Raw genomic sequence first — 18,897 nt, 5'->3', positions numbered from 1 at the left:
GAGTAGTGCCGTTTCTCGGTCTCGTACTCCACGTGGGCGGTGTTGATGGTGATCCCGCGGGCCTTCTCCTCGGGGGCCTTGTCGATCTGATCGTAGGCCTGCACCTCCACGTTGGGGTTGGCCGCCGCCGCCACAAAGGTGATGGCCGCCGTCAGGGTGGTCTTCCCGTGGTCTACGTGTCCGATGGTCCCCACGTTCACGTGGGGTTTGGTGCGCTCAAATACGCCTTTCGCCATTCGTGTTGCCTCCTTTGGCTTCCGCTAGGGTTTTTCAGGAACACACCGCCCGCAGCGGTGGACGGGCGGTGTGGGGTTGGAGCTCGGGATCGGGCTTGAACCGACGACCTCACCCTTACCAAGGGTGTGCTCTACCAGCTGAGCTACCCGAGCACCTGAGGTGTTCGCGCACAGGGCGCTTCTGGAGCGGGAAACGAGACTCGAACTCGCGACCCTCTGCTTGGGAAGCAGATGCTCTACCAACTGAGCTATTCCCGCGTTGGGTGCGCCTCTGGGGCGCGCTGGTGGGCAGGGACGGATTCGAACCATCGTACTCCGAAGAGAACAGATTTACAGTCTGTCGCCTTTAACCACTCGGCCACCTGCCCTTGTTGGAGCCACCCATCGGAATTGAACCGACAACCTTCCGATTACAAGTCGGGTGCTCTACCAGTTGAGCTAGGGTGGCCCGGCTTGTTGTTCTTCCGATGGCTGCTCTGGACAAAGGGGTTGAACCTCGTCCAAGTCGTAAGGTTACACCACACGCGGGGGGCTGTCAAGCCGAACAAAGGCTGTAAAAAAGGCAAAAGAATCGCCCCTCCGGGAGCCCATCCCGCCTTCGGCAGGTCTGGTACAGTACGTGCATGCAAATAACTCCCTTTGGCGCAGCCCAGACCGTGACCGGTAGCTGCCATCTGGTCGAACATCAGGGTTTCAGATTGCTGCTCGATTGCGGGGCTTACCAGGGAGCGGACGAGGAGCGCAACCAGGAGCCATTTGGCTTTGACCCCAAGGGCATTGATGCGGTGCTGGTCTCGCATGCCCATAACGATCACATCGGGCGCTTGCCTTTGCTGGTGCGGCAGGGCTACAGGGGCCGGGTGTACGTGACCGAGCCCACCCGGCTGATTTTGCCGGTCATCCTGGAAGATTCGCTCAAGTTGATGCAGGAGGAGCGCGAGCGCCTCGAGCGCAAGGGACGCGAAGCGCCGCCCTTGCCCTGGGATGAACAAGACCTGGCGGAGCTTTATGCCCGCCTGGAGGAGGTTGCCTTCTATCAAACCCTGAGCCTGGGGCCTTTTCGATTCCGCCTGCGGGATGCGGGCCACCTGCCGGGCAGCGCGTTTGTGCAGCTCGAGGCGAGCGGCAAGACCCTGATTTTCAGCGGCGACTTAGGGCACCGGCGCAAGGATGTGCTCGCCGACCCCGACTACCCCGCGCAGGCAGACCTGGTGCTTTGCGAGGGCACCTATGGTGATCGCTCCCACCGCCCTTTTGCTGCCACCCTCGAAGAATTCACCGACATTCTGAACGAGGTGCTGCATCAGGAAGGAAAGGTGTTCATCCCCTCGTTTGCCCTCGAGCGCACCCAGGAGATTCTGTTTTACCTCCGCGAGCTCGAACAGCAGGAGGCCATTCCCATCGTGCCGGTGTTTGTGGACTCGCCCATGGCCTCCAAAATCAGCGAAATCTATGCCCAGGTGCGGGACTTCTTCAGCACCGAGGTGCAGCACATTTACGCACAGGGGCGCGACCCCTTCCGACCCCAACGCCTCGACTACACCCAGAGCGTGGAAGAGTCCAAGGCCCTCAACCTGCTGAAGGGGCCCCTGATCATCATCGCCGGCAACGGGATGCTCTCAGGGGGTCGCATCCTGCACCACCTGCGCTTGGGTTTGCCCGATGCGAAAAACGCGGTCATTATCACCGGCTATCAGCCTCGGGGGGGGCTGGGCGAGCTCTTGATTCAGAATGCCGAGACGGTGCGGATGTTTGGCGAGACCGTGCAGGTGCGGGCCAAAACCCATACCCTGGGGGGCTTTTCGGGCCATGCGGGCCGGGATGAACTGCTGGACTGGCTGGACAGCGAGCGGCGGGTGGCGCTGGTGCACGGCGAAGTGGACAAACTGCAAAGCCTGGGCCAGGCCCTGCGCGAACGGGGCAAGGCGGCTTTTTTGGCGGAGTGGGGCAGACCCATTGAAGTTTAGGGGGTCTGGAACCTGGTGCTCGTGCTTTTCAAGGCCATTTTGCCTGACTGAAGGCTCTGAGCCTCACAAACTTGACGGAACCTGGTCGGGTGGGTCATGGTAGGTAAGCAAGGCAATAGCAAGGTCTCTGACCACAGAATCGCAGATATTGAAGTTGCCAGGGATGATTTGGCGACAGGGGGCAAGGGATGAAGAAAAGCATAGCCTGGGTGGGAGCGATGGGGTTGGCCTGGACCCTCGCGCAGGATGGTGTGGGCTCGGTGCCCTGGGCGGTTGGAGGGGTGCAGCAACCCGCCCTGTTGCGGGTGAGCGAGTTGCGGAGCCTCTTGGAGCCCAAGGGGGTGCGTTTCTACGAGACCGGTATCCTGGGGCGGTATTTGCTCGAGGTCAAGTTTCCCCAGACCGCGAACGGCCTGTACCTGCGGATGGTCAGCCAGAACAACATCTCCTATGCGGTTTTTGACGACCTGTTCATCAACCTGGCCCAGGTCGATCTGGGCATCCAGACCCCAGTCAAGGTAGAGGGCTGGGCCACCCCTGTGATCACCCTTGGGCCTACAGTTTTCAAGCTGGGCACCGCCAGCAATCCGGTCAATCCCTATCTGGGCTATATGTACCTGGTCCGCAAGGCGCTGATTGATCGCAGCGACGCGCCCCCTTACCTGGCCAAACTGCTGGATGAAGACCCTGGAGCCCGGCGCTGTCTGCACGAGCTTCGGGTGAGCGACCCCGCCGGAACCGTTTATGCAGCGGCCAGCCGGGTCTGGGCCGAGGCCAACCTCAGGGCGCCTTACGACAAAATCCCCGACTTTGCCAGACCGGCTGCGTTCCACGTGGGAGCCGTAGAGAATGGACGGATTCGCCTGTTGTTACCCGGTGAATCGGCCAACTATGCCAGTAGCCTCAAGAACTGGGAAAAAGTGCGCGATCGTGAAACCCTGATCCTGATCAAACTTTCGGGCCGAATTGTGGATATGCAGGCAGAGTTCCAGGTCGTAGTACCGCCGAAGGGGCGTACCACCGCGTTGCGCTGCACACCTCGAGCCATGTCCAGGTAGCCTAAACGAGTCGCACCTATACCCAAGGCACGTCTTGACTTCGTTAGGTGGGAAGGACAGATGCGCTCATCGCGCTTCCCTCCTCACACCTCACCTGGTGAGGCGTAATATGCCCAGCACAGCAAAGACTGCTGCATGCGTGCCAGCACGAGGGTATTTGGAGCAAGCTCTCGTGGGAACCGCTCTCAAAAGGGCAACTCGGCCCGCACCGTCGTCCCCTGGTTTTCGACCGATTCAACCGTAAAACGCCCACCCCGGGCCTCGACCCGTTCGCGCATCTGGGTCAGACCAAAGCCGCCCATGCCACTTGCGGAGCTTGCGGCCTTGAATCCTTTTCCGTTGTCGCTGATCTCCAGAACCCCGCCCCGCTCACCCAGGGAGGTGAGCTTGACCTGCACCAGCCCCGGCCTGCCGTGTTTGGCGGCGTTGGTCAGGGCTTCCTGCAAGACCCGGAAAAACACCAGCTCGGAAGCCTGCGAAAGCTCGATTTTTTCCGGCAGGCTCAGGCGCACCCGGAAACCGGCCTGCTCGGCAAACGCGCTGGCATAGCGCCGCACCGACTCGAGAAAGCCATAGCGCTCGAGGTCAATGGGCCGCAGGGCAAAGATGCTACGCCGCACCTCGCGTATCTGGCCCCGAAGGGTCTCCTTGACCTGCTGGAGCTCTTCGATGGCCCGAGCCGGGTCGGTTTGCAGCAGCCGCTCGGCCAGGTCGAGCTTGAGGGCCATGAAGGCCAGGGCCTGGGCGATGCCGTCGTGAATTTCGCGGGCGATGCGGTTGCGCTCCTCGGTGAGGGCCAGCTCCTCGGCCCGCAGGTAGGCCTGGGCGTTGCGCACGGCCAGGGTGACCTGGGCGGCCAGGAAGCGCAAAAAGGGCAGCCGCTGGCGCAGGTTTTCGGCCTCCCCCTGCACCAACAAAAGCCCAATGGCGGTTTGCTCGCGCAGCGGCACTGCCAGCAGGTTGTCCCGCACAAACACCGGGGCTTCCAGGGCCTCCTTCCACCGGTGCTCGGGCACGAAGGCATAGGGGGGCAGCTCGAGGTTCCGCAGCACCTGCGGCTGCAAAAAATTCTCCTCGTCCAGCAACAGCACCCCACCCCCGCTGGCCCCGGCCCAGGCCAGGATGCGCTCCATCAGGCGCTCCAGCAGCCGTCCCAGATTGGCCTCGGCCCGCAGGGCCTGGTCTACCTCGTAGAGCGTGAGCAGGTCGCGGCTGCGGGCCCGCGCCGAGTCGAGGGCCCCGGCCACTTCGGCCACCAGCACCTCCAGAAAACCCTGTTCCTCAGCCGAAAGGGGGCGAATCAGGGCGACCTCGAGCTTCCCGTCCATGCCGGGCAAGGCCAGCTCGAAAAGCGGCTCTGGCCCAGCCTTGAAGCCCGGAGAGGTGGCCCGCACCCCCTCGAGGGTTAGCGAGGCCTCCATGCCCAGCGCCTGGGCCACCTCCTGCACCACCAGGGCCAGGGCCTGCTCGAGGTTGTCGGCGGTCGAGGCCCGCTTGAGGATGTTGCCAATGGCCTCGAGCCGTCGGTTGGCTGCCTCCAGGGCGCGCTGGGCCCGCTCCCGGTCTTGGACCTGCTGGGCAATCCACTCCAGGGTCATCCAGGTGACCAGGGGCCCCACCAGGCCATAAAAGCCCATGCGCAGCCAGAAAGCCACCGGCTGGCCCTGGTAGGGCTCCAGGGAAAGCTCGAAAAGCACCACCACCAGCGCAATGGCCAGCGGCAAAACCAGCCGGTATAGCCGGATCAGGCGGTATAAGCTGGGGCTGGGCTCCATAGCCAACCATTACCTCTCGGGGTCGGTTTTACGCCGTCCGTGCTGGGCATACCAGCGGCTCTGGTGCAGAAACCCGCGCAATAACTGTACTTCGCCCGGGGTGAGGCGGGCTTTGTGCAGCAGGCGGCGGAAGCGCCGAACCGCGTAGGGGAGGCGATTCTCATCGGTGAAGCCGATGCGCAGGATGTACTCGCGCAGGTCATCGAAGAGCCGTTGCAGGGCCTCCTGGTCGGCCAGCTCGGCTTCGGCGGGCTTGGGCGGCTCCAGGGCCATGCCAAACACTTCGTAGCATAAAAGCAGCACCGCCTGGGCCAGGTTGAGGCTGGACTGCTTGGGCGAGGTGGGTATCCGCACAATGAGCTGCGACAGGTCGAGTTCGTCGGTGGTCAGGCCCGAGGTCTCGCGGCCAAAGACCAGGGCCACCCGGCCCTGCGGGGCTACCTCGGCCACCCGATGGGCCATGGCTTTGGGGCCGACCACCGGGCCGGTGTAAATTTCCCGCTCCCGCACGGTGGTACCTACCACCAGCCGGGCTTCGCCAACGGCTTCCGCGAGGGTTTGCACAACCTTGAGGCGGTCCAGAATCTCTTCGGCATGAACCGCCAGTCGGTAGGCCAGCGAGCCCCCCGGATGCAGGGCCAAATCCTCGCGCACCCTCGGCTCGGGGGCCACCAGCCACAAGTCGGAGATGCCAAAGTTTTGCATGGCACGGGCGGCGGCCCCCACGTTCATGGGTTCCTGGCTGCCCACCAGCACCACACGGATGTTCTGAAGCCAATCCATCGGCTCTAGCCTAATGGCTGGGGCCGCACGCGTCGAGGCTCGAGAGGCCCCGCATTTGGGCTCCGGGCCGAAGGGTGCAGCCAGGCCCAAAGCGTAAGCCCTGTCTATCCGCAGGCCTCGAGCCTACCCTTCTTCACCCAGTTCATCTTCGAGCTCGAGGCTCGGCTCGAGTATCCTTGAGGCATGTTTGACAGCTTGAGAATTCGGCAAACTTTAGAGCAGATTTCGACTACAGAAATGGAGTTGTCCCCTACCGAAGCTTCGGATGTGGCTTTCCATATGACGGATTGGCTCGATGACCTCGAGGCTCTGGTCAAGTTCTATCAAAATCCCGAGGCCCTAAGCCCAAAGGAAGCCAGCCAACTGCTTTTGGGTTTTTTGATTCATGTACCCAACCATCTAGGAGCCGCCGCAAAAATCTATGCAGGCAATCCGGTCAGGGATGTTTTCAAAGTCGGCGCTGTGGAACAAGAAAGCTCAGATTCAGCCTGAGCTATTGCTTTAGGCATTTGGCTACTCCGGCTTCACCAGCACCGCCCCCTCTCGAGCGCTGCTGACCAGCGCCGCGTAGCGGGCGAACAGGCCGCTTTTGTAGTGCGGCTTGGGGGGCTTCCAGGCTTTGGCCCGTTTGGCGAGTTCCTTTTCCGAGACCTCCAGGTTCAAAATGCCTTTGTCGCAGTCAATCGAGATGATGTCGCCTTCCTTGACCAGCGCGATGGGGCCGCCCACAAAGGCCTCGGGGGCCACGTGGCCAATCATCAGGCCCTTGGTGCCACCGCTAAAGCGCCCGTCGGTCACGAGTGCCACGTGCGGGCCCAGCCCCTCGCCCACCAGGGCCGAGGTGACCGAGAGCATCTCGGGCATGCCGGGGGCGCCCTTGGGGCCTTCGTAGCGGATCACCACCACGTCGCCGGGTTTGATTTGCTTCTTGAGTACGGCCTTCATGGCGCTCTGCTCGCCGTCGAAAACGCGGGCCGGGCCTCGGTGCACTTTGGTTTCGGTGCCAGCCAGCTTGAGCACCGCGCCGTCCGGGGCCAGCGAGCCCTTGAGCACGCGCAGCCCGCCCTCGGGCTTGAAGGGCTTGCTGACCTTGGTCACCACCTTCTGGCCTTTGGTTTCCGGGGCATTTTTGGTCTCCTGCCAGAGGGTCTTGCCGCTCACGGTCATCTGGTCGCCGTCAATCAGGCCGCCCTCAATCAGGCGGCGGATAATCAGGGGAATGCCGCCGGCCTCGTAGAGTTCCCAGGCGGTGTACTGGCCCCAGGGGCGCATATCGGCAATCACCGGGGTTTTGCGGGAGATTTTGTCGAACTCCTCGAGGGTGAGCTTGATGCCGGCCTCCTTGGCAATGGCCAGCAGGTGCAACACCGCGTTGGTGGAGCCGCCGGTGGCGGCTACGGCGGCAATGGCGTTGGTGAAGCTCTTTTTGGTCAGGAAGCTTTTGGGGGTGCGGTTATGCCGGATGGCATCGGCCAGAATCTGCATGGCCCGGCGCCCGGCGGGCTTCTTCTCGGGGTGCACGGCGGGAATGGCGTTGTAGCCAATGGGGGAGAAGCCCATCACCTCGAGCACCATGGCCATGGTATTGGCGGTGTACTGCCCGCCGCAGGCCCCCGCGCCGGGGATGGCGGTGCGCTCGACGGCCTCGAGCTGCTTTGCATCAATCTTGCCCGCCGCATACTGGCCCACCGCCTCGAACACGCTCACCACGGTCTGGGCCTTGCCGTTCAGGTAGCCGGGGGCAATCGAGCCGCCATACAGCACCAGGCTGGGCACGTTGGCCCGAATCACCCCCATCATGCCGCCGGGGTTGGTTTTGTCGCAGGCCACCAGTGCCACCATGCCGTCGTAGAGGTAGCCCTGGGCAATTAGCTCAATGGAGTCGGCGATCACCTCGCGCGAGACCAGCGAGGCCCGCATCCCCACCGTGCCCATGCTAATCCCGTCAGAGATGGCCGGAGCGCCGAACTCGAAGGTGTGGAAACCGGCCTCTTTGGCCCCAATTTTCAGGTCGGCGGCCAGGTCGCGCAGGTGGTAGTTGCAGGGCATTCCTTCGGTCCAGGTATTCACGATGCCCACCCAGGGAATCTTGAACTCCTCGTCGCCGATACCCACCGCGCGGAGCATGGCGCGGGCGGGGGATTGCTGGGGGCCTAGTTTGATGGTATCGCTTCGCATAGGCAAACCTCAGAGTATGTTTTCGCTTCTGGCGCTATCTTACCGTGAAAAAGCAACGCTCAAAAGCCCTGAAACGCCCGGTGTTGGGGCTAGCTTGACCTGGGGCTCAGAGTGTTCAGCCTGGCTTTGCTCAGAATCGGGGTCTGATGGGGCGGTTGTATCAGGCGTCGTTGTGGGCGGCGATTTGGCCGTGGAATTTGCGCGGGTTGCCCTCCAGGATGCGCACCAGGGCCCTGGCCGACTGTTCGGGGGTCAGCACCCGGCCCTGGGCTTTGTAACCCCTGAACAGGGGGCGCAGGGTCTGCCCCCCGCCCCCTTCAGCCTCGCGGAGCTGCCTTTGCATCTCGGTTTCGACAATGCCGGGGCGGTAGGTGAAACAGGTCACCTCGGGGGCTTCGACCGCCAGTTGCCGGCTGAGGTGCTCCTCGGCGGCCTTGGCAATGGCATAGATGCCCATGCCGGGGATGTTGCGCTCGGCCACGCCCGACCCCAAAAACACCGCAACGCTGCCGGGCTGGCGGATTAAATGGGGATAGGCAAAGCGGGCCAGCTGATAACCGCCCTTGACATTGGATTCCATGATTTCGTCGTACTGCGGTTCAATCAGCTCGTAGGCCAGCGGCCCCGCATTCAAAACGCCTGCGTTGTGGATGAAGCCCACAAAGTTTCCGATTTGCAAGGCCTGGGCCACCAGAGCTTCGGCTACGGTACTGTGGGCCGCACTTCCGGCCACCGCTTCGCAGCGCACCCCCAGGTTGCGCACCTCGTCGCGCACGAACTCGAGGGCGGTCTGGTTGCGGGCCCCAATGACCAGGTTGGCCCCGGCCCGGGCCAGCTCAAGCGCCAGGGCCTCGCCGATGCCCCGGCTGGCTCCGGTGATAATGAAGGTCTGGTTTTTGAGTTTCATGCTTCTGTGTATACGTCCAATCGTCGAAAACTGCCAGGGGGCTGCTGGCCCAACGCAGGTTGCGGCTCGCAGGTCTCAACGCCAGCCCTTCAAGCGCACCTCGAGGGGTTGGGATGGATGAACCCATCGCAAGGTCGAAGGGTTGGGCAGGGGCTTCAGGCCAAGACTTTGTGGAGGCTTTCCACCACCTGCTGGGTGAACGCCTGGGTGCTGGCCCTGCCCCCCAGGTCGGGGGTGGGGTTGGCCGAGAGGGCGGCGGCCACGGCGGCCTCTACCTTTTGGGCCACCTCCGGGCGGTTCAGGGCATACGTCAGCAGCATGGCCGCCGACAGGATGGCCGCGGTGGGGTTGGCGATGCCCTTACCGGCAATGTCGGGGGCCGAGCCGTGGACGGGTTCGAAGAGGGGGGTTTTCTCGCCCAGGCTGGCCGAGGGCAGCAGCCCCAGCGAACCCGGCAGCACGCTGGCCAGGTCGGAGAGGATGTCGCCAAAGATGTTGCCGGTTACCACCACATCGAAGCGGCTGGGCCGGGTGACCAGGTGCATGGCCATCGCGTCCACGTACTGATGCTCGAGGGCCACATCGGGGTAACCCCGGTGCACCTCGTCCACGGTCTTGCGCCAGAACTCGCCCACCTCGAGCACGTTGGCTTTATCCACACTGCAAACCTGGCCGCGCCTTTTGCGGGCCGCCTCGAAGGCCACCCGGGCAATCCGCTCCACCTCGGGCTTGCTGTAGCGCTCGGTGTTCCAGCCCTCGGCCTCGCTCATGCCGCGCGGCTCACCGAAGTAGATGCCGCCGGTGAGTTCGCGAATCACCAGCACGTCCACCCCCCGGGCGATTTCGGGCTTGAGGGGGGAGAGGGCCTCGAGGCCCGGCAGCACCCTGGCCGGGCGCAGGTTGGCGTAAAGCCCGTGGGCCTTGCGCAGGGCCAGCAGGCCGGTCTCGGCCCGCAGGTGGCGGGGCACCTGGTCCCACTTGGGGCCGCCAATGGCCCCCAGCAGGATGGCGTCGGCCTCCAGGCAGCCCTTGCGGGTCGCTTCGGGGAAGGGTTCGCCGTGGCTGTCTATGGCGTTGCCGCCAAAGGGGAAGGCTTCAAACTCGAGGCCCAGACCAAACGCCGCATCGGCGGCCTTGAGCACGTCCACTGCGGCATAGGTCACCTCGGGGCCGATGCCGTCACCGGGAAGCAGGGCAATCTTGGGCATGAAAATCCTTTCGTCTAGCTCAAAACAGCTTTGGGCAGCCGGGCCGAGGCCTGCTCGAGCAGGTCGCCCGCTTCCAGGAGGTCGGCAATGGGGTCCCAGCGCCCCTCCACCAGGGCCTTCTGGGCGGTGGCGGGTAAGCTGACCGGGAAGGCTTTATCGGCGTAGCGCACCTCGAGCTTTTCCACATCCACCGTAACCGATAGGCCGGGGTCTTGCGCCACGGCCTGGGCCAGTGCTTCAATCTCGGCCCTGGTTGCCGTCACGCAGGGCATCGAGAGGGCCGTGGAGTTGCCGAAGAAAATCTCGGCAAAGCTCTCGCCAATCAAAGCCCGAAAACCCGCGCGGTAGATGGCCTGGGGGGAGTGCTCGCGGCTGCTGCCACAGCCAAAGTTGGCCCCGACCAGCATAATCGAGGCCCCTTTGAAACGGGGGTCGTTGAGCGGGTGGGGCTTCTCGGAGCCGTCCGGATTGAAGCGCTCATCGTAAAAAAGCGCCTCGCCCAGCCCGTCGAAGGTGACCACCTTCAGATACCGCGCCGGGGTGATGCGGTCGGTGTCAATGTCGTTGCCGGGAACGTGTACCGCGCGTCCCTTGACCTGCTTGATGGGTTCTAAAGCCATTACTTGCCCTCCTTATCTCTGAAAAAACCCAGGATGCCCCAGATGCCGGCAATTGCAGCGATGGCCGAAAGGGTAAACCCCACCGCAAAAACCACCCAGCTGAGCACCGGATTGGTTTGCAGGTTGCCCAGCCACAGCCCCAGGGTGGCGATGGACAGCAGCACCGAGGCCGCCACCAGCGCCACCCCTCGAATCAACGCCAACGATGACAAACAGACCTCTCCTTCTATGACCAGCACTACCGGCCTGAGGTGTCCACAAAGCCCCGTGCCTGGGGTTGCACAAGAGCCTTACGCACCGACCAGCTCGCCCACCCCAAACACTTCCCTGGCATCGCTGACCCTGCCGGTCACGGCAGCGGCCACCACCATGACCGGGCTCATCAGAATGGTGCGCCCGGTGGCACTCCCCTGGCGGCCTTTGAAGTTGCGGTTGGAAGAAGAGGCGCACAGCTCGTCCCCTACGAGCTTGTCGGGGTTCATGGCCAGGCACATGCTGCAACCGGCCCCGCGCCACTCGAACCCGGCCTGGCGGAAGATTTCGGCAATGCCTTCCTCCTCGCACGCCTGGGCCACCTGCTGGGAGCCCGGTACCGCAATGGCCCGCACGCCGGGGGCTACCTTGCGGCCCTTGAGGTATTTGGCGGCCTCGCGGAAGTCCGAAAGGCGACCGTTGGTGCAGCTGCCCAGAAAGGCCACATCTACCTTGACCCCCTTGATGGGCTGGCCAGGCTGGAGCTTCATGTGTTTGAGGGCTTCCTCCAGGCCGGCCCGCTCGGCCTCGGGGTAGAGGGCGGGGTCGGGGACGCGGTCGGTAATGGCGCACCCCTGGCCGGGGTTGATGCCCCAGGTGACGGTAGGGGCGATGTCCTCGGCGCGGATGTTGACCACGTCGTCGTAGTGGGCATCGGGGTCGGAGGCCAGGGCCTTCCAGCGTTCCACGGCCCTGTCCCACTCGGCGCCTTTGGGGGCATAGGGGCGGCCCTTCAGATAGTCGAAGGTGGTCTGGTCGGGGTTGACGTAGCCAATGCGGGCCCCGCCCTCGATGCTCATGTTGCAGACGGTCATGCGCTCTTCCATGCTGAAGCGGTCGAAGACCTCACCGCCGTACTCGTAGGCGTAGCCGATGCCCCCATTCACCCCCAGCACCTTGATGATGTGCAGGATAACGTCCTTGGCATAGACCCCCGGACGCAGCTGGCCGTTTACGTTGATGCGCCGCACCTTGAGCTTGCTCACCGCCATGGTCTGGGTGGCCAGCACATCGCGCACCTGGGTGGTGCCAATCCCGAAGGCAATGGCCCCAAAGGCCCCGTGGGTGGAGGTGTGGGAGTCGCCACAGGCGATGGTCATGCCGGGCTGGGTAATGCCGTTTTCCGGGCCAATCACGTGCACGATGCCCTGAAGCCCAGAGCTTACGTCGAAGAAGGTGATGCCAAACTCCTGCACGTTCTTGCGGAGCTGGCGGATCATCTCGTCGGCTTGGGGGTCGGCGAAGGGCTCGAGCAGCGAATGGGTGGGCACGATGTGATCCACCGTGGCAAAGGTACGCTCGGGGAAGCGCACCTTGAGGCCCAGGTCGCGCAGCATCCCGAAGGCCTGGGGGCTGGTGACTTCGTGAATCAGGTGGGTGTCAATGAAGAGCTGGGTCTGCCCGTTGGGCAGGGTGCGGAGGGCGTGGGTCTCCCAGACTTTCTCGTACAAGCTTTTTCCCATTTGGTGTGCCTCCTGTGCGCTCAACCTCCGATAACAAGACCCCAGAGGCGCGGTGCCCTGGGGTCCTGCCTGCAGCCGACTAGACCCCTCGAGCGGGGCTTAGTAGGTGCTGCTTGACTCGAGCCAACATTGCCATGAGTATAAGTTTGGTATACCAAAACGTCAAGCTGTGGGGCCAGGTGAACCGGACGCTGGGCAAAGGCAATCAACGCCGGTATGAAGCCGGATTCCCACGAAGTATTTAGGCAAAGGGCCTGGGAAGCAGGTATCCTGGGTGCGATGTTGCTGACACGGCTCGGACAAGGGCGCGATGCCGAGGTCTTTGCCTGGGCCGATGGATACGTGCTCAAGCTATTCTGGCCCGAGTTTTCCCAAGCCGACGCCGAACTCGAGGCCCGCCTCACCCAGCAGGTCTGGCTGATGGGGGTGCCCTGTGCCAGGGTGGAGGATGTGCTCCAGTTTGAAGGGCGCTGGGGCCTGGTGTTGCAGTGGATTAAGGGGGTGCCCCTAACCGACTATATCCAGACCGACCCCACCCGGCTGCGCTTTGCAGCCCAGATGCTGGGGGCCTTGCACCGCCAGCTTCACAACAAGTCGGCGGGGCATTTGCCCTCCCAGCGGCTTCACCTCATTCGCCGCATCGAGGCCAGCCGACTGCCGCTCGAGTTGCGGACGGCCCTGCTCCATCATCTAAAGCGCCTGCCCGACGGAACCGCGCTTTGCCACGGCGACTTCCACCCCGAGAACGTGCTGGTTGGAGACGAGGGGGTGCATGTGATTGACTGGCCTGGGGCCATGCGCGGCAACCCCCTGGCCGACATGGCCCGCACCACCTTGCTGGTGCTTTACAGCGAACTCCCGCCCGACCTGCCGGGGCGCGAGGAAATCATGCAGCAGCGCGAGCTTTTTTACCAGACCTACCTCGAGCACTACCAGACCTTTTCGGGCCTCGACCTGGCCGAACTCCAGGCCTGGATGCCCATTGTGGCGGCGGCCCGCCTGCGCGAGAACATTCCCGCCGAGGAGCCCCGCCTGATGCGGCTGATTGAAGAAGGTCTGCCACGGCCCTGGGGTGAACCCCTGGAATAACTCTGCTACACTGAGGTTCTGTGTGGCCCCGGAATCCCTCCGGTCGGCCTCGAGGTTCGCATGAAAACCCATATCATCACCTATGGCTGCCAGATGAACGAGTACGACACCCACCTCGTGAAAAGCGAGCTGGTGTCGTTGGGCGCGGAATTTGTAGACTTCTGGCAGGAAGCCGATTTTGTGCTGGTCAACACCTGCGCGGTGCGCGGCAAGCCCGTCGAGAAGGTGCGCTCGCTTTTGGGTGAGCTGCGCAAGGCCAAGGAACAGCGGCCCCTGCTGGTGGGCATGATGGGCTGCCTGGCCCAGCTCGAGGAGGGCCAGCAGATGGCCCGCAAGTTTGAAGTGGACGTGCTGCTGGGGCCGGGGGCGCTCACCGAGATTGGCAAGGCCCTCGAGTCCAAACACAAATTCTGGGACCTTTCCTTCCGCGAGGAACTCACCCACCACCTACCCCCCGCTCCCCAGGGGGCTCTCTCGGCCTTCGTGAGCATCATCCGGGGCTGCAACCACCACTGCACTTATTGCATCGTGCCCACCACCCGGGGCCCCGAGGTGAGCCGCCACCCCGACCTGATTTTGCGGGAAATCGAGCAGCTCAAGGCCGCCGGCGTGGTGGAGGTCACCCTCCTGGGCCAGAACGTAAACTCCTACGGCAAGGACCAGCCCGGCTTTCCGAGCTTCGCCGAGCTTTTGCGGATGGTGGGCCAGATGGGCCTTCCCCGCATCAAGTTCACCACCTCTCACCCGGTCAACTTCACCGACGACGTAATCGCCGCCATGGCCGAGACCCCGGCGGTCTGCCGCTACATCCACCTGCCGGTGCAGTCGGGCTCCAACCGGGTGCTGCGCCGCATGGGCCGGGAGTATAGGCGCGAGTGGTACTTAGACCGCATCCGGGCCATCCGCGAGGCCCTGCCCGAGGTGGTGCTCTCCACCGACATCATCGTGGGCTTCCCCGGCGAGACCGAAGAAGACTTCCAGGAAACCCTCTCCCTCTACGACCAGGTGGGCTACGACCAGGCCTACATGTTCATCTACTCCCCCCGCCCCGGCACGCCGAGCTACAAGCACTTCCCCGACATGCCCCGCGAGGTGAAGGTGGAGCGGCTCCAGCGCCTCATCGAAAAGCAAAAGGAGTGGAGCTACCGCCAGAACCAGCGCTGGGTGGGCCGGACTGTGGAGGTGCTGGTGCGCGGCGCGGCCAAGGACGAAAGCTACGTGGAAGGCCACACCCGGGGCAACCACCCCACCCTGATTCCAGCGGCCCAGGCGCCCCGTCCGGGGCTGTATCAGGTGGTGGTCAAGCAGGCCACCCCGCACATGCTGTTTGGGGAGGTGGTGGGGGCCGAAGAACCCACCACCATTCCCCTGATGATGGCTTGAAAACTTGGCACAATATTTATCGGTTGCTGTACACTCCGGCGTCAAGCCCACTGCTATTTATGTGCGATTCCCTTTGTTGTGGAACTCTGCCAGAAGGGTCTGTACCAGGGCAGTCAACTGGATTAGTTTATTTGGGTCAAGCCCTTTGGCTTTGCGCTCAGCCTCGAGATCCAAGCTCGACAATATCAGTGTGTCACCCTTGGCCTCGAGAGCCACGTGGCCCGAAGAGAGCAGATGTTGCATGACATTTGCAGACATCAGCGCGCTGGCCGATAGCCCTGGGGGTGCGTAGACGTAAAAGCGTTGGTCGAAGCCAGGGAAGCCAGTTGGTATTTTTTGTAGGCCCGGCACAGAAAAGTGCGCATAAGCGGTCCGTAGCATCTTTCCCAGCAACCCGCCCTGTGTTGGCACCGGTTCAACGGCAAAGCGCGGCAGGTCAAGGTTTGGGTCGAGGGCACCCACGAGCCAGTAGCTCGAACCTGTGGCCCTGCCAGAGGCGCTTCGCGGATGGTAGTTGCAGATGTAGAGGGTGTGGTCGGGAGTGTGTTTCTTGAACAGGGTGGTTACTGTGGCTCGAGTATCTGCAAACCGTTCGGTAACCAGGGAAAATTTTTGGGTGACTAGGGCTTTGTCCAGGTTATCAGACTGGAAACCCAAAGGTTTCAGTGCCTCGGCCAGGCGCCGGTTTTGCCTTGCAGCACCGGCAATCATGAGAAAAAGCCCCAGAACCGCGAACGCAACGAGCCCAACCAGAAGGACGATGGCCTGAATACTCATAACCGTCAACAACCCTCGAACGCCCAACGATACTGGGGCTCCAAACGCCTCAAAGTATAACGCCACGCCCATTTCCCTTGGGCCTGGGGGATCACCCTGGCTGTTTTGCGTAAAACTACCCAAGTTTTGCTGGGATGGGACAGAATCGAAACCGTGGAGAGGACTCACATCGCGGTGTTGGGCGCTGGGATTGCTGGTCTTGTGGCTGCCCGGCTGCTACACGAGGCGGGAAACGAGGTGCTGGTCGTTACCCGCGAGCTGGGCGAGGCCAGCCGGGTGCCGGATGCGCTTTTGAACCCGGTGCGGGGCAAGCGCGGCACGGTAGCCCTCGAGGCCGAAGAAGCGCTGGAAGCCCTGTGGGACTTTTACCCCCGCTTTGGGCCGGTGCGCCGGGGCATTCTCAGGCCCGTGCCCGAGGCGGATCGGGGGGTGTGGAAGGGCAAGCTGGAGGTTCGAAAAATCCCCCACCAGTGGTTGGAAGAGGGCCTCTACCTGGAGAACGCGGGTTGGCTCGAGACCACCCCCCTGCTGCACCGCCTGGCCCAGGGCCTGAACATCTGGTATGCCGAGGTGGAGCGGCTCGAGGGGCGCACCCTTTACCTTCGCACCCCCGAGCCCCGCACCCTGCGGGCGGGTTTGGTGGTGTACGCCGGAGGGGCCAGCGGGGCGCACCTCCTGGGCCTGGGCGGGCGGTTCACGCCGGGCTCGGTGCTCCAAACCCAGGAACACTTCCAGCAGGCCCGCTCGTATGGGGTGTACGTGGCCGGGCACAGCCTGGGGGGCAGTTACCTGCCCCACCGCAACAGCTACGCGCCGCACCAGACCGAGCCCCACGAGGTCGAGTGGCTGATGGCGGAGGCCGAAAAACTGCTGGGGTACCGGCCCAGGTTTCGTTCGTCCTGGGCCGGGGTGCGCTACCGGCTGGATCAGAATTACCTGAAGCCCATACCCGGTGGCTTTGCCCTCACCGGCTTCGGCTCGGCGGCGTATTTTTACGCTCCTCTTTATGCTCACAGATTGCTAAAGCGACTCCAGGGGAAATCCTGATAGACTGTCGGCCATGCGGCAGTACCACGAGCTGATGCAGTACGTGCTCGAGCATGGGGTGGATAAGGCCGACCGCACCGGGGTGGGCACCCGCTCCGTTTTCGGCTACCAGATGCGCTTCGACCTCTCGGAAGGCTTTCCGCTGGTGACCACTAAAAAAATCCACTGGAAAAGCGTGGTCTACGAGCTTTTGTGGTTCTTGCGGGGCGAGACCAACATCCGCTTTTTGCGCGAAAATGGGGTGACCATCTGGGATGAGTGGGCCGATGAAGCGGGCGAGCTGGGGCCGGTTTATGGCAAGCAGTGGCGAAGCTGGGAGGGGGCGAACGGCCAGACCATAGACCAGATGGCCTGGGTGGTGGAGGAAATCAAACGCAACCCCGACTCGCGCCGCCTGGTGGTGAGTGCCTGGAACGTGGCCGACCTGCCCCGCATGGCCCTGGCCCCCTGCCACATCCTGTTTCAGTTTTACGTGGCCCAGGGGCGGCTTTCCTGCCAGCTTTACCAGCGCAGCGCCGACATCTTTCTGGGGGTGCCCTTCAACATTGCCTCCTACTCGCTGCTTACGCTGATGCTGGCCCAGGTCACGGGCCTGAAGCCGGGCGAGTTCATTCACACCCTGGGTGACGCGCACCTCTACCAGAACCACTTTGAGCAAGCCCGCTTGCAGCTCTCGCGCGAGCCGCGCCCACTGCCCACAGTGCGACTCAACCCGGCGGTGAAGAGCCTCTTTGACTTCACCTACGACGACATCGTACTCGAAGGCTACCATCCCCACCCGCGTATTGCGGCCCCGGTGGCGGTCTGAGCTATGGCCCGAACCATCGCTTTAGTTGTGGCCATGGACCAGCACCGGGCCATTGGACGGGACGGCGCCCTGCCCTGGCACCTGCCCGACGACCTCAAGCGCTTCAGGGCGCTCACCCTGGGCAAGACCGTGCTGATGGGGCGCAAGACCTACCAGAGCATTGGCCGCCCCCTGCCCAAGCGCCGCAACGTGGTGCTGACCCGCGACCCCCATTTCCGGGCGGAGGGTGTGGAGGTGGTGCACGTCCCGGAGGAGGCGCTTCAGCTCGACGAGGAACTCATGGTGATTGGCGGGGGCGAGGTCTATGCTCTTTTTTTGCCCCTTGCCACCCACCTGTACCTGACCCTGGTGGACACTGCCGTACCGGGCGCCGACGCCTTCTTCCCGGCCTGGAACCCGCAGGACTGGCGCGAAACCCATCGGGAACACCACCCTGCCGACGAGCGGCACGCTTTGGCGTTTACGTATGTAGACCTGGAGCGCAGAGATAGCCCTTCACTCTCCGCCACCTCCGCTGTCCCCACCGCCACCGTCCGAGGCGTCGAAACTGCTGTCGAACTCGCTGAAGGCCCCTTCGAGACTTTTCCAGTCCTCGTCAAACAAGGACGAGTCCCCGCCGGTGGTTGGAGGGTAACCACCGTCTGTGTAGCGCTGCAGCAGGCTATTAATCTCTCCCCAGTGGGGCCATAGCTCGGGCACCAGGAGCGCCGCAGCCCCTAGGCTGGCCATCAGGGCGACCACCTGGGTAGGGTCATCCTTGAGCAAAAAGGCGATCTGTCGGGCGCGGGCCATGTCTTGCTCGAGCCTCGCTTTCAACTCCTGCCCCTGCGGCGTGTGCTGGTAATGGACGCTTTTGAAAAGACCCAGGATTTGCCTCTGGGTTGGGTTAACCAGGCCTTCCGCCTGAAGGCGCGGCAGCACCACGCGCTGTTTGAAACCTCCATAGGTCGTGCCGTACTCAACCTGCAACCGGCTCAGCACCTGGTTCATCTGTTCGCCGTGTCGCTGGGCCGTTCTGAGATCCTCCAGTAGGCGCCTCAGCACAGGGTTTGGTGGCAGCGGGCGGGCGGCCAGTTGCACCGAGGTGAAGGGGAAGGAAATTCCCAAAGGCAGCTTGCGCGAATTTTTCGAGAGCCGCAAGAACCCCTGCACCAAGAGTTCCTTAAGCCCCGCCTTGAGCACCTCACGGGGTTCTACCACAGGGTTAAGCAGTACCAGGAGCTCGGGTGCGCTCAGTGTTTTGGTTTCCGCCACTTGCTGCGTCAACATAGGGGCCTCCAAGGTTCAATCGGCTGGCCAAGGCAAACCCATAAGCAAGCCTGAGGGAAAGCCAGGAGGGTTAGACT

Annotated in this window: 18 protein-coding genes, 4 tRNA genes and 1 pseudogene; 8 read left to right on the top strand and 15 right to left on the bottom strand. The window is 63.2% G+C overall.

Annotated elements, in window-relative coordinates; translation table 11 throughout:
- From NZN28_RS04285 to NZN28_RS04265, 5 genes are all read right to left on the bottom strand, one after another.
- Positions 1-236: GTP-binding protein (locus tag NZN28_RS04285; RefSeq protein ID WP_295395536.1), on the bottom strand; the 236-nt coding region annotated here is incomplete at its 3' end.
- A 77-nt stretch (positions 237-313) separates the two neighbouring features.
- Positions 314-389: transfer RNA gene (locus NZN28_RS04280), tRNA-Thr, on the bottom strand.
- A 29-nt stretch (positions 390-418) separates the two neighbouring features.
- Positions 419-494: transfer RNA gene (locus tag NZN28_RS04275), tRNA-Gly, on the bottom strand.
- 24 nt (positions 495-518) lie between these two features.
- A tRNA-Tyr gene (locus NZN28_RS04270) sits at positions 519-604 on the bottom strand.
- Between the two features lie 4 nt (positions 605-608).
- Positions 609-684: transfer RNA gene (locus NZN28_RS04265), tRNA-Thr, on the bottom strand.
- A gap of 175 nt (positions 685-859) precedes the next feature.
- On the opposite strand from NZN28_RS04265, the gene NZN28_RS04260 reads away from it, so the two are divergent.
- Entirely contained in the window at positions 860-2,203 is a 1,344-nt protein-coding gene (locus tag NZN28_RS04260; protein WP_295395535.1) for an MBL fold metallo-hydrolase, read from the top strand.
- Positions 2,204-2,391: 188 nt separating this feature from the next.
- Complete coding sequence (locus tag NZN28_RS04255; protein ID WP_295395534.1) at positions 2,392-3,261, top strand: hypothetical protein; 870 nt, start codon at positions 2,392-2,394, stop codon at positions 3,259-3,261.
- Positions 3,262-3,446: 185 nt separating this feature from the next.
- On the opposite strand, the gene NZN28_RS04250 is transcribed toward NZN28_RS04255, so the two are convergent.
- Together NZN28_RS04250 and NZN28_RS04245 are read right to left on the bottom strand one after the other, a co-directional pair.
- The gene (locus tag NZN28_RS04250; protein ID WP_295395533.1) at positions 3,447-5,036 is read right to left on the bottom strand and encodes a sensor histidine kinase; all 1,590 of its coding nucleotides are present in this window, start codon (positions 5,034-5,036) and stop codon (positions 3,447-3,449) included.
- A 9-nt stretch (positions 5,037-5,045) separates the two neighbouring features.
- A complete protein-coding gene (locus NZN28_RS04245; RefSeq protein ID WP_295395532.1) occupies positions 5,046-5,819 on the bottom strand; it encodes an RNA methyltransferase in 774 nt (257 codons plus the stop codon).
- Positions 5,820-6,002: 183 nt separating this feature from the next.
- Between NZN28_RS04245 and NZN28_RS04240 the strand changes: the two genes are divergently transcribed.
- On the top strand, positions 6,003-6,311 hold the full coding sequence (locus NZN28_RS04240) for a hypothetical protein (protein ID WP_295395531.1): 309 nt from the start codon (positions 6,003-6,005) through the stop codon (positions 6,309-6,311).
- 21 nt (positions 6,312-6,332) lie between these two features.
- Here the strand turns inward: NZN28_RS04240 and ilvD are convergent, their stop codons facing one another.
- From ilvD to leuC, 6 genes are all read right to left on the bottom strand, one after another.
- Positions 6,333-7,997, bottom strand: coding sequence for a dihydroxy-acid dehydratase (gene ilvD / locus NZN28_RS04235; protein WP_295395530.1), 1,665 nt, complete (start codon positions 7,995-7,997; stop codon positions 6,333-6,335).
- A gap of 160 nt (positions 7,998-8,157) precedes the next feature.
- Complete coding sequence (locus NZN28_RS04230) at positions 8,158-8,904, bottom strand: SDR family NAD(P)-dependent oxidoreductase (protein ID WP_295395529.1); 747 nt, start codon at positions 8,902-8,904, stop codon at positions 8,158-8,160.
- Positions 8,905-9,059: 155 nt separating this feature from the next.
- Positions 9,060-10,112 (bottom strand): 3-isopropylmalate dehydrogenase, encoded by a 1,053-nt coding sequence (gene leuB / locus NZN28_RS04225; RefSeq protein ID WP_295395528.1) that lies wholly within the window; start codon positions 10,110-10,112, stop codon positions 9,060-9,062.
- A gap of 14 nt (positions 10,113-10,126) precedes the next feature.
- Positions 10,127-10,732 carry a 3-isopropylmalate dehydratase small subunit gene (gene leuD / locus NZN28_RS04220; protein WP_295395527.1) on the bottom strand — a complete coding sequence of 202 codons (606 nt, stop codon included), beginning with the start codon at positions 10,730-10,732 and terminating at the stop codon, positions 10,127-10,129.
- Positions 10,732-10,944 carry a hypothetical protein gene (locus NZN28_RS04215; RefSeq protein WP_295395526.1) on the bottom strand — a complete coding sequence of 71 codons (213 nt, stop codon included), beginning with the start codon at positions 10,942-10,944 and terminating at the stop codon, positions 10,732-10,734. The genes leuD and NZN28_RS04215 overlap by 1 nt, the downstream gene beginning before the upstream one ends.
- Before the next feature lie 78 nt (positions 10,945-11,022).
- Entirely contained in the window at positions 11,023-12,447 is a 1,425-nt protein-coding gene (leuC, locus tag NZN28_RS04210) for a 3-isopropylmalate dehydratase large subunit (RefSeq protein ID WP_295395525.1), read from the bottom strand.
- Between the two features lie 279 nt (positions 12,448-12,726).
- Between leuC and NZN28_RS04205 the strand changes: the two genes are divergently transcribed.
- Both NZN28_RS04205 and miaB read left to right on the top strand, forming a co-directional pair.
- The gene (locus tag NZN28_RS04205; RefSeq protein ID WP_295395524.1) at positions 12,727-13,536 is read left to right on the top strand and encodes a phosphotransferase enzyme family protein; all 810 of its coding nucleotides are present in this window, start codon (positions 12,727-12,729) and stop codon (positions 13,534-13,536) included.
- A gap of 60 nt (positions 13,537-13,596) precedes the next feature.
- Positions 13,597-14,919 (top strand): tRNA (N6-isopentenyl adenosine(37)-C2)-methylthiotransferase MiaB, encoded by a 1,323-nt coding sequence (gene miaB / locus NZN28_RS04200; protein WP_295395523.1) that lies wholly within the window; start codon positions 13,597-13,599, stop codon positions 14,917-14,919.
- A gap of 57 nt (positions 14,920-14,976) precedes the next feature.
- Here miaB and NZN28_RS04195 read toward each other — a convergent pair whose 3' ends face one another.
- Entirely contained in the window at positions 14,977-15,696 is a 720-nt protein-coding gene (locus tag NZN28_RS04195; protein WP_295395522.1) for a hypothetical protein, read from the bottom strand.
- Between the two features lie 153 nt (positions 15,697-15,849).
- On the opposite strand from NZN28_RS04195, the gene NZN28_RS04190 reads away from it, so the two are divergent.
- From NZN28_RS04190 to NZN28_RS04180, 3 genes are read left to right on the top strand one after another with little or no spacing between them, the layout of a single operon-like run.
- Positions 15,850-16,743, top strand: coding sequence for an FAD-dependent oxidoreductase (locus NZN28_RS04190; protein ID WP_295395521.1), 894 nt, complete (start codon positions 15,850-15,852; stop codon positions 16,741-16,743).
- Positions 16,744-16,756: 13 nt separating this feature from the next.
- On the top strand, positions 16,757-17,551 hold the full coding sequence (locus NZN28_RS04185; RefSeq protein ID WP_295395520.1) for a thymidylate synthase: 795 nt from the start codon (positions 16,757-16,759) through the stop codon (positions 17,549-17,551).
- Between the two features lie 3 nt (positions 17,552-17,554).
- Positions 17,555-18,241 (top strand): dihydrofolate reductase, encoded by a 687-nt coding sequence (locus tag NZN28_RS04180; protein ID WP_295395519.1) that lies wholly within the window; start codon positions 17,555-17,557, stop codon positions 18,239-18,241.
- 54 nt (positions 18,242-18,295) lie between these two features.
- On the opposite strand, the pseudogene NZN28_RS14630 reads toward NZN28_RS04180, so the two are convergent.
- Positions 18,296-18,820, bottom strand: a pseudogene (locus NZN28_RS14630) (hypothetical protein); the annotation flags it as partial.
- Between the last annotated feature and the right edge of the window lie 77 nt (positions 18,821-18,897).

Source organism: Meiothermus sp., assembly GCF_025056915.1.
Classification (GTDB): Bacteria; Deinococcota; Deinococci; order Deinococcales; family Thermaceae; genus Meiothermus.
This window is presented reverse-complemented; position numbering and strand designations above follow the sequence as displayed.

What these genes read in the sequence shown, in the direction of transcription:
- NZN28_RS04260 (WP_295395535.1), top strand. Translation starts at nt 860, where the DNA reads ATGCAAATAACTCCCTTTGGCGCAGCCCAGACCGTGACCGGTAGCTGC.
- NZN28_RS04255 (WP_295395534.1), top strand. Translation starts at nt 2,392, where the DNA reads ATGAAGAAAAGCATAGCCTGGGTGGGAGCGATGGGGTTGGCCTGGACC.
- NZN28_RS04250 (WP_295395533.1), bottom strand. Translation starts at nt 5,036, where the DNA reads ATGGAGCCCAGCCCCAGCTTATACCGCCTGATCCGGCTATACCGGCTG.
- NZN28_RS04245 (WP_295395532.1), bottom strand. Translation starts at nt 5,819, where the DNA reads ATGGATTGGCTTCAGAACATCCGTGTGGTGCTGGTGGGCAGCCAGGAA.
- NZN28_RS04240 (WP_295395531.1), top strand. Translation starts at nt 6,003, where the DNA reads ATGTTTGACAGCTTGAGAATTCGGCAAACTTTAGAGCAGATTTCGACT.
- ilvD (WP_295395530.1), bottom strand. Translation starts at nt 7,997, where the DNA reads ATGCGAAGCGATACCATCAAACTAGGCCCCCAGCAATCCCCCGCCCGC.
- NZN28_RS04230 (WP_295395529.1), bottom strand. Translation starts at nt 8,904, where the DNA reads ATGAAACTCAAAAACCAGACCTTCATTATCACCGGAGCCAGCCGGGGC.
- leuB (WP_295395528.1), bottom strand. Translation starts at nt 10,112, where the DNA reads ATGCCCAAGATTGCCCTGCTTCCCGGTGACGGCATCGGCCCCGAGGTG.
- leuD (WP_295395527.1), bottom strand. Translation starts at nt 10,732, where the DNA reads ATGGCTTTAGAACCCATCAAGCAGGTCAAGGGACGCGCGGTACACGTT.
- leuC (WP_295395525.1), bottom strand. Translation starts at nt 12,447, where the DNA reads ATGGGAAAAAGCTTGTACGAGAAAGTCTGGGAGACCCACGCCCTCCGC.
- NZN28_RS04205 (WP_295395524.1), top strand. Translation starts at nt 12,727, where the DNA reads ATGTTGCTGACACGGCTCGGACAAGGGCGCGATGCCGAGGTCTTTGCC.
- miaB (WP_295395523.1), top strand. Translation starts at nt 13,597, where the DNA reads ATGAAAACCCATATCATCACCTATGGCTGCCAGATGAACGAGTACGAC.
- NZN28_RS04195 (WP_295395522.1), bottom strand. Translation starts at nt 15,696, where the DNA reads ATGAGTATTCAGGCCATCGTCCTTCTGGTTGGGCTCGTTGCGTTCGCG.
- NZN28_RS04185 (WP_295395520.1), top strand. Translation starts at nt 16,757, where the DNA reads ATGCGGCAGTACCACGAGCTGATGCAGTACGTGCTCGAGCATGGGGTG.
- NZN28_RS04180 (WP_295395519.1), top strand. Translation starts at nt 17,555, where the DNA reads ATGGCCCGAACCATCGCTTTAGTTGTGGCCATGGACCAGCACCGGGCC.